The organism is Arsenophonus nasoniae DSM 15247 (genome assembly GCF_000429565.1).
In the GTDB taxonomy this organism is placed as follows: domain Bacteria; phylum Pseudomonadota; class Gammaproteobacteria; order Enterobacterales; family Enterobacteriaceae; genus Arsenophonus; species Arsenophonus nasoniae.
In genome coordinates, this window is sequence record NZ_AUCC01000004.1 from 89,088 (window position 1) to 96,840 (window position 7,753).

A 7,753-nucleotide genomic window follows, 5' to 3' on the forward strand; every position below is an offset into this window, starting at 1 on the left:
TTCTGATAACACATTAAGATCCTTAATCACTTTTTGGATCATATTAACAAGTAGTAAATTAGACAAAAGCAGGAAAAGATGAATATAAAAAAATATGCCGATAATAGTAAAATAATACATGTCAATCATAACTTTATGCAAGATAACCAAAGCTCCTTAATTAGAACTTTTGTTATTGAAGAAGTTAATGTTCAATTTATAAGATTAGTGTTTAGTTTGGCTAATATGCCATCTGGTTCATACATAGAAATTACTGATCGTAAGAGACAACATACACGTATCTTTCCACTAAATAATGGCGCTACACTGGATGTAACTTTTTATAATAATTGTATCGATATCAAAGTTATTTTACCCAAAAATTATCACTATAATAAAAATCAAATAGCAGAGCTTACTTATTATGAAGCCCTTCCCCAAGATCTAACGCAAATTGTTGAAGATAGTCATGATGGGCGGCAACCTTACATGTGGTATAAAAATACACCTTTTTTTAATCCAGTTCGCGCTGTCCATTTTGCTGCATTTAATGGTTATGGTGGAAGTTGCTCATTTATAGGTTCGGCTAATCACGTATTAACAAATCGCCATGTCGCTTTAGGCGCCAATAGTCAAATTGATCCAGAAGCGATAAAATCCAGTGAAATGTGGGTTAACTGGCACAATATTACTAACGACTTTTCATCACCGATTACTGATATTATCCATTTTGATATCGATAAGGTATTAACCTACGGCAAAGAAATTGGTGGGGTTGAGGATTATGCCTTATTTACTATCACAGATTTTGATTATCAAAATGCTCACGTTAAAACTTTATTTGGTGGTCTAAAGCTTCAAGAAACCATAAATAATGAGCGAGAAAATATCTATATTCCGCAACATGGTGGAGCAAAACCGTTACAAATTAGTGCACGGCTGGTAAGTTCTATGCATCCTTTTGCATCAATAACCCCTCAGCCAGAGTATGGTGATTTATTCATTCTAGGAGATATGGAACCAGGATCCTCAGGCTCCCCTCTAATTGGTCGCGAAACACACAATATATTAGGAATTTTATGGGGGCGATTTTTATTTACCCAACATGGCATTTCATCACCATACCTTATCGATAAACTTAAAGATTTTATTTCTGATAGTAATATTCATATCAAAGCACAAGATAATATTGTGTCACATAATATTGAAGCTACTCCGGTCGATAATGCTGAAATTAAAGTGATATTAGGTGATAAAGAACAATTGATTCCTTTTGATACCATTCTTGTTGAAAACCATGATGGCTACTCTATTGTCGAAATGGCTGGATTGGATCTTACAACCAGAAAAACTATGCCAGTAAAATATAAAGTCTTGGCAATTATGTCTAATCACCAGGTAAGCCATCTTAATGATCCTGCGTTAATTGGTGAAGTAACGCTGAGATTTATTCCTTATCAACATCTACAAGACACGGTTATTAAAAGCTGGTTTGTTGCTCGAATAGAACGAGATGGAGAAATTGTTAACAATTACATTACTCGCATCTTAAGCTATAACTACGATGTCTTCGAAATACCCTTTGATGTTAACAATGCAGATTGCATGCCATTAATTTTTGATGCCAAGCAAGCTAATACTATTCTACACCCATTTACCGAAACCAATCCTAATTTATCATTTTATACTCTACGCCATGGGCAAGGACCAGAAAATGTTGGTGAAATTAGTGATGGTTACTCAATTCTAAAAACACAAGTCATTAATGCAAAAGGTGAAAAAGAGCTAGTTACTTTCCAGGCATATCGGATTAAATCAGTAACCGCAAGTGAGCCTTACCCTTTGATCTCTACTCCAAGCAGAATTAATGTAAAATGTAATTATGACTTTAAAGGACCATCATATTTAAGAGTCTGTTATTACCCCGAAGATAATCTGCATTTAATTGGTAAAGGAACATTTAAAGGTATTATTGCGCTCCATGGCAGTGATGAAAGTGGTTCTACAGATCGTTTATGTAAAAATATTCTATTAGATATTACAATCAACGGATAATTTAATAATATTACGAAAATAATAGATAAATAGTAATACTCTTTTTAATAAAAAGGTATTACTAATAATTATTTCTATAATAAACCATAATATTTAACATTAGATATTCGATCAATTTCAATCGTCAAAAAAGCGATTATTAATATCACTGAATCATATTTTTGCTATTGATAAAACAAACTATTTAAGATTAATAGTAAAAAATAAGTTAACCACATCATAATAGTAACTTGGCATTTAACTTTTTATGGAATTAAATAGGTCATAAGATGAATAAAGAAAAAATTACTAGCGAGAAAAAAGATTTAATTTTTGCATTTGTGCTTTTCCCTGGAATGACACCATTAGATATTGTAGGACCTGTCACACTATTACAAAATCAAGGGTTTACTATAGAATATGTTTGGCATAATAAACAACCTATCTCGACAGAAATTAATTGTCTGCCCCTCACACCTACAATAACATTTGATGAATTAGATGCTGTCGATATATTGTGCATTACCGGTTCACATAATCCATTTCCCGCACTTAAAGATATAAAAATGTTAAAATGGATCCATAAGGTTGGACAACGTGCTAAGTATATTACTAGTGTATGTAATGGCTCTTTGTTTTTAGCCGCAGTAAATCTTTTAGATAACTATGAATCATCAACACACTGGAGCTGTAATGAGTTTCTTGCTAAGTTAGGTGCGACTGTTTCTAACGAACGGATTACCATTGATAGAAATAGAATTACAGGCGGAGGCGTAACCGCTGGTATTGATTTTGGGCTACACATATTATCAATAATAAAATCAGAAACTGATGCCAAGGTAATGCAACTACTTACCCAATATGATCCTCAACCTCCCTTTCAATCAGGAAATCCACAAACAGCCGAACCTGAAATAGTTAAAATAGCGTGTGATAACATTAAAATATCGTTTGAAACAGAAACACCCGATTATCTAGAAATACTTAAACGTACCATTGAAAGAAAAAAAGACTTTATGGATAATTAAATTAATATATTTAATAATGTTGAATATTATTTAATTTATTGATACATTCAGGTTATTTTGACAATATAAGCATCCGGATGCATTATGATTAATAACCTTAAGCGCCATAAACCCTGTGCAGTTATATTGAAGTATTCTTTATCTACGCTTTTTTTCATCTCTTTTACAGCTACAGCTCATCAATACCAAAAAATCGCTGCTCTTATTGAGCAACGTCTCTCTTACATGAAATATGTTGCTAAGTATAAATTTGAAAAACACCTTTCGGTAGAAGATCGCACCCAAGAAAATAAAGTTATTAGAAACTCTATTAATAAAGCAGAAACTTTAGGCTTGGATAAAAAATCAATAGAGCCTTTTATGATATCCCAAATAAATGCAGCTAAAGCAATTCAGTATCGTTATAAGGCAGATTGGCTATCCATGCCGGAAAACATAACTCAATATGATGACCTGGCAGATATTCGCTTAAAAATCAGTAAATTAAGTGATGACATCTTACAATTAATTGCTAAGGAATTAAAAAAGAATGGCCAAATAAAAAATCCGATCTGTTTATATATAAATAAAATCCAACTGCATAATCTTAAAGACACTGATAAAAAAATAATCTGTTCATCACTCAAACAAATATCTTTAAAAAAATAAAAACGCTAACTAACGAAAATCATCGAGTAATTAGCAAAATTTTCTATTTAGTTAATTTATATTCTTGAGAAAAATTAGCATGCGTATATCACCACTAACTACTGTTCCAGTATATTCATCTGAGCAACTAAACGATAACGAATATAATACCGACAATTTTAATAATCAATTATTAGAATTTGATGAAATAATTACCAATTCTAACGATATACCATTGAAACAAAAAATAGACTTTAACAGTGAAATTATGGGGTTAATTAATGAAATTGAAAATTTACATGATAAACACATCAAATCACATAAAAATATTAACCACACTTTTATAAAAGAATTACAAATACTAAAAGTAAAATTTGGTATGGTTGCTATAAAATATGGCGATACTGATTGGGAAAGTTTTGGTCTTTCTCAAGAAATATTTGAAAATAATAATAAATTTTTTAACTCTAATTTATGTTTATTATCATCAGATGATCAACAATTGCAAAAAATTACGGAAAAAAATAGAAATTATGTCTGGTATTGTTGTTTATATAATTTTGCTCACCAATTAGCCTATGAAAAGGTTGAACCACCCGCTGATAAAAATAACACAGAATATTATTCCACTGTCGATGAGTTAAAAACAAAGAATTTGCCACAAGATACAATATTTGCAATAGCAAATGCACGCTGTGCACTTACCCTATGTGAGGAATCTTTTACTGGGAACGATCCCAAAAATGATACTTTATATATTCAACTTAAAGAAGTTAATCTCTTTTATGACAACTATCTAATAAGAAATAAAAATAGTAATGTTGAGGAATTAGCTAGAGAATGTGATGTGCTAACGGAAATCAAGTCACTCTATATAGCCGAATCAGTAATAAATGAATTTAAAAATGATTAGTCAAGCAGTTAAATATACAGGTAGCTAAATTTTAAATTACATAACTAGCATATCTGCCAATTCTCCAGCCTATACGAACAAAAGAAGCAAGGTAATTTAACCTTGTAAATAGCAGAAATTACCTTATAGAAAAAATTATTCTAACTATTTAATAATTATTTTCTCCACAAATCATGATTTACTGCTATTGTTGTAATGATATCTTGCAAATTCGGAGTTCTATTATGAAATTGAAAATATTGTTTATTACAATAATCGGCGTTTTATTAGTAAACCCTGTTTTAGCTGCAGAAAAAACGACGAAAAAAACTATGTCATCCCAACAAATTAAAATGAAGGATTGCAATATTCAAGCAAAGAAAAAATCATTAGAGGGTCAAAAAAGAAAATCCTTTATGCAATCTTGTCTTAGCAGTAAACCTTCTAAAAAAAATAACTCTCAAAACGAGAAAATGATAAAGTGTAATGCCGAAGCTGGCAAAATAAAATTTAAAGAAGGTGAACGAAAAATATTTATGAGTAAATGCCTACGTGATTAATTTAATATATAAATAAGGCCATTTTCTTTTAGTGGCCTTATTTTCCACTGCTAGAATAGTGTTTATTTTTTTAATTAAATAATTTAAATTGTAATTACCACATTAAATATTTAACAAAAATAAGATAGAACATTATTTATCAAAAACTGACATACTTAACATATAAAAAATAATAATTAATATTTTAAACAGGTTACTTTTTAAGTTTAATATAATTTAAAATAATAACCTTATTCATTTTATCCATACTAATAAAAAATATAAGATCACAGTATCATTATATATCAAGTAATTTTATATAATAATTTGCTTCATTTAACAGAATTTTTCTTATAAAGTGGCTATATTATATTTTCATCTTCATTCCATTTTTACCTATTCAGAATTATAGATGGTTTCCAGCGGTAAAGTTGCTAACCTAAAGAGATAAATATAATGCATAATGAATGGCAAGAAGTTTTTGATTTCTGGTTTAAAGAATCTACCAATAAACAATGGTTCGAAAAAAAACCCCAATTTGACGCTATCATTCGGGATAGATTTAAACTAACAACTGAAAAAGCGATCCGTGGTGAACTTGCTCATTGGCGCTGTTCAATAAAAGGTAGATTAGCTGAAATTATCGTGCTTGATCAGTTTTCTCGTAATATTTGGCGTGATACAGAAAAAGCATTTTCACAAGATAATATGGCGCTAACGTTAGCTCAAGAAGCAATTAAACAACCAGATTATGCGAAATTACCAATAACACAACGAAAATTCATTTTAATGCCTTTTATGCATTCAGAATCACCTTTTATTCATCAACTAGCAATACCACTTTTTACTGCATTAAATGATAAAATAACACTCGAATTTGAAATGCGGCATAAAGAAATTATTGACCATTTTGGCCGCTACCCACATAGAAATGAAATTCTTAATAGAATTTCTACGCCTGAAGAAATATCATTTTTAAAAAAAGCGGGCTCAAGTTTTTAGTTTATAAATAAAAAATAGAGTATATATTTTCAACATATACTCTACTTTTGGGATTAATGAAACAATTGTCTTTTGGGCGCTATTAAATTAAGTTGTTGTTCAATTGTTTTTAAATATTCCTCTGAAATAGCCGCTAGATTTCGATAAAAAGTATGTTCTAACTTTGTCATTTGTATTAAAGATAAATAGCGATATGCCCACGGTAATAAATGCTGCTCTATTAATTCAATTGCTATAATTTTTTTATTTCTTTCTAATAAATAAACTGCTGCCAATAACATAAGTCCAAACTGATCTGTTGGTTCATTCTGATCACTTTCTACAGCTATAGAATGTAAAGATAGAAATTGTTGATAGGCTTGAGTTGAAATTCTCATTACAATTTTTTCTGGATCTAAATAAACGGACCCCCATGGGGGTGCTGGCACATTACCCTGCCCTTCAAATAAAATAGAAAAATCATAATATAATAATTTAAAATCTTGCTTTGCTATTTCTTTTGTTAATTTCTTAATTTTCTGACTATCTGGCCATGGAAATAATTCAACCAAAAAAGGCATTAAAGGAATTAATGATTTTACTGAAGGTGAATCAGGTGAATAATAAAAACATGCCCCAAGAATACGTAAAATGGAAGTATTTAATAACATAAATTTTTATTTTCCAGCGAAAAAACAAGCAATTAATTAGGATTAAAATCAATTAATTAAGTAATAGAGAAAGAAATTTACTCTGCAAGGAAATTTTGCAGAGTAAATAATAAAACATATCTTACATAGTGATTTCCCATAAATTATAAAATGCAATACGGCCGGAAAGTTCTGCTACAAAAATAATAACTGTACATGCAACTAAAGTCGTCTGCGGGATATTATTTTTTAATACCACAGCTGCCATTACAAATAACGATAAACCAAGTATGACTAACTGTATTCCCCAAAACCCAGTCTGATCAATCGCCTTTGTATTAAGTAAACTAATATAATCGGCTTTAGTAGCCAAAATAACCAGTGCGCCAATAATAAAAAACAATGCCCCTAATTTATGCGCACCAATTAAAGTCGCTAATGCACCACCTCCGATAAAACAAGTCATCCACATTTGTAATGCAGTATAATGTGTGTTCCAATTAGCTACTGTATCAATATAATAAACTTGTGGAATCGACCAAACAAAGACTAAGCCGGCAATAATCCCAGCTAAATTACAAATTTGCTTCAATTTAGTAAATTTTTCAAAAAAAGAAAAAACTACCGTACCAAATGCCAACGCCATAAAAATACCGCTAAAAAAAGCTTCATTGCTCATCGGTGAACATAAGCACGCCTTTGGCGTGAGCATCGCGGCAAAGGCGCTCTATTTCTAGGCAATTCCCTTCTCGTCTTTTATACTCTGCTCTATGTACATCCCCAGACCTGCAAAACTGCTATTTCAATACGATGACGGATGGAACCTTTTCATCGAAAATAATCACATAGATGAATGGCAACTACTCTCTGTCGAAAAGATGCTCGCCTGCAGCACCTGCGCTATGGGCGTTCGCCGTTATTGCTGTTCTTCACCTGAATGCTCTCATTCACGCTTCTTTTGTTGTCACCGATCATGCAAAACTGATCCACTAACGATCATCTAAAACTGATCCACTTGGTATT

The 7,753-nt window shown here is 31.0% G+C and carries 8 protein-coding genes and 1 pseudogene; 7 read left to right on the forward strand and 2 right to left on the reverse strand.

All coding sequences use genetic code 11. The features are described from left to right. Positions 1 to 78: 78 nt before the first annotated feature. The 6 genes from G468_RS0101935 (at position 79) to G468_RS0101960 (ending at position 6,101) form a co-directional block, all read left to right on the forward strand. Positions 79 to 2,034, forward strand: a complete 1,956-nt coding sequence (locus tag G468_RS0101935) for a trypsin-like serine peptidase (RefSeq protein ID WP_026821668.1) — start codon at positions 79 to 81, stop codon at positions 2,032 to 2,034. 269 nt (positions 2,035 to 2,303) lie between these two features. Next, entirely contained in the window at positions 2,304 to 3,041 is a 738-nt protein-coding gene (locus G468_RS19440) for a DJ-1/PfpI family protein (protein WP_051296909.1), read from the forward strand. Between the two features lie 84 nt (positions 3,042 to 3,125). Further along, positions 3,126 to 3,689 carry a chorismate mutase gene (locus G468_RS0101945; protein ID WP_034249173.1) on the forward strand — a complete coding sequence of 188 codons (564 nt, stop codon included), beginning with the start codon at positions 3,126 to 3,128 and terminating at the stop codon, positions 3,687 to 3,689. 79 nt (positions 3,690 to 3,768) lie between these two features. Next, positions 3,769 to 4,581: a hypothetical protein gene (locus G468_RS0101950; protein ID WP_026821670.1), complete on the forward strand. Its 813-nt coding sequence runs from the start codon at positions 3,769 to 3,771 to the stop codon at positions 4,579 to 4,581. A gap of 224 nt (positions 4,582 to 4,805) precedes the next feature. After that, a complete protein-coding gene (locus G468_RS0101955) occupies positions 4,806 to 5,120 on the forward strand; it encodes a PsiF family protein (protein WP_026821671.1) in 315 nt (104 codons plus the stop codon). A gap of 435 nt (positions 5,121 to 5,555) precedes the next feature. Continuing rightward, positions 5,556 to 6,101, forward strand: coding sequence for a DUF924 family protein (locus G468_RS0101960; RefSeq protein ID WP_034249174.1), 546 nt, complete (start codon positions 5,556 to 5,558; stop codon positions 6,099 to 6,101). A 53-nt stretch (positions 6,102 to 6,154) separates the two neighbouring features. Here G468_RS0101960 and G468_RS0101965 read toward each other — a convergent pair whose 3' ends face one another. Together G468_RS0101965 and G468_RS19445 are read right to left on the reverse strand one after the other, a co-directional pair. Next, positions 6,155 to 6,751 (reverse strand): molecular chaperone TorD family protein, encoded by a 597-nt coding sequence (locus tag G468_RS0101965; protein ID WP_026821673.1) that lies wholly within the window; start codon positions 6,749 to 6,751, stop codon positions 6,155 to 6,157. Between the two features lie 121 nt (positions 6,752 to 6,872). Next, a complete protein-coding gene (locus tag G468_RS19445) occupies positions 6,873 to 7,409 on the reverse strand; it encodes a DmsC/YnfH family molybdoenzyme membrane anchor subunit (protein ID WP_051296910.1) in 537 nt (178 codons plus the stop codon). A gap of 91 nt (positions 7,410 to 7,500) precedes the next feature. Here G468_RS19445 and G468_RS25230 point away from each other — a divergent pair. Further along, positions 7,501 to 7,713 (forward strand): annotated as a pseudogene (locus tag G468_RS25230) (transposase zinc-binding domain-containing protein); the annotation flags it as partial. Positions 7,714 to 7,753: the final 40 nt, after the last annotated feature.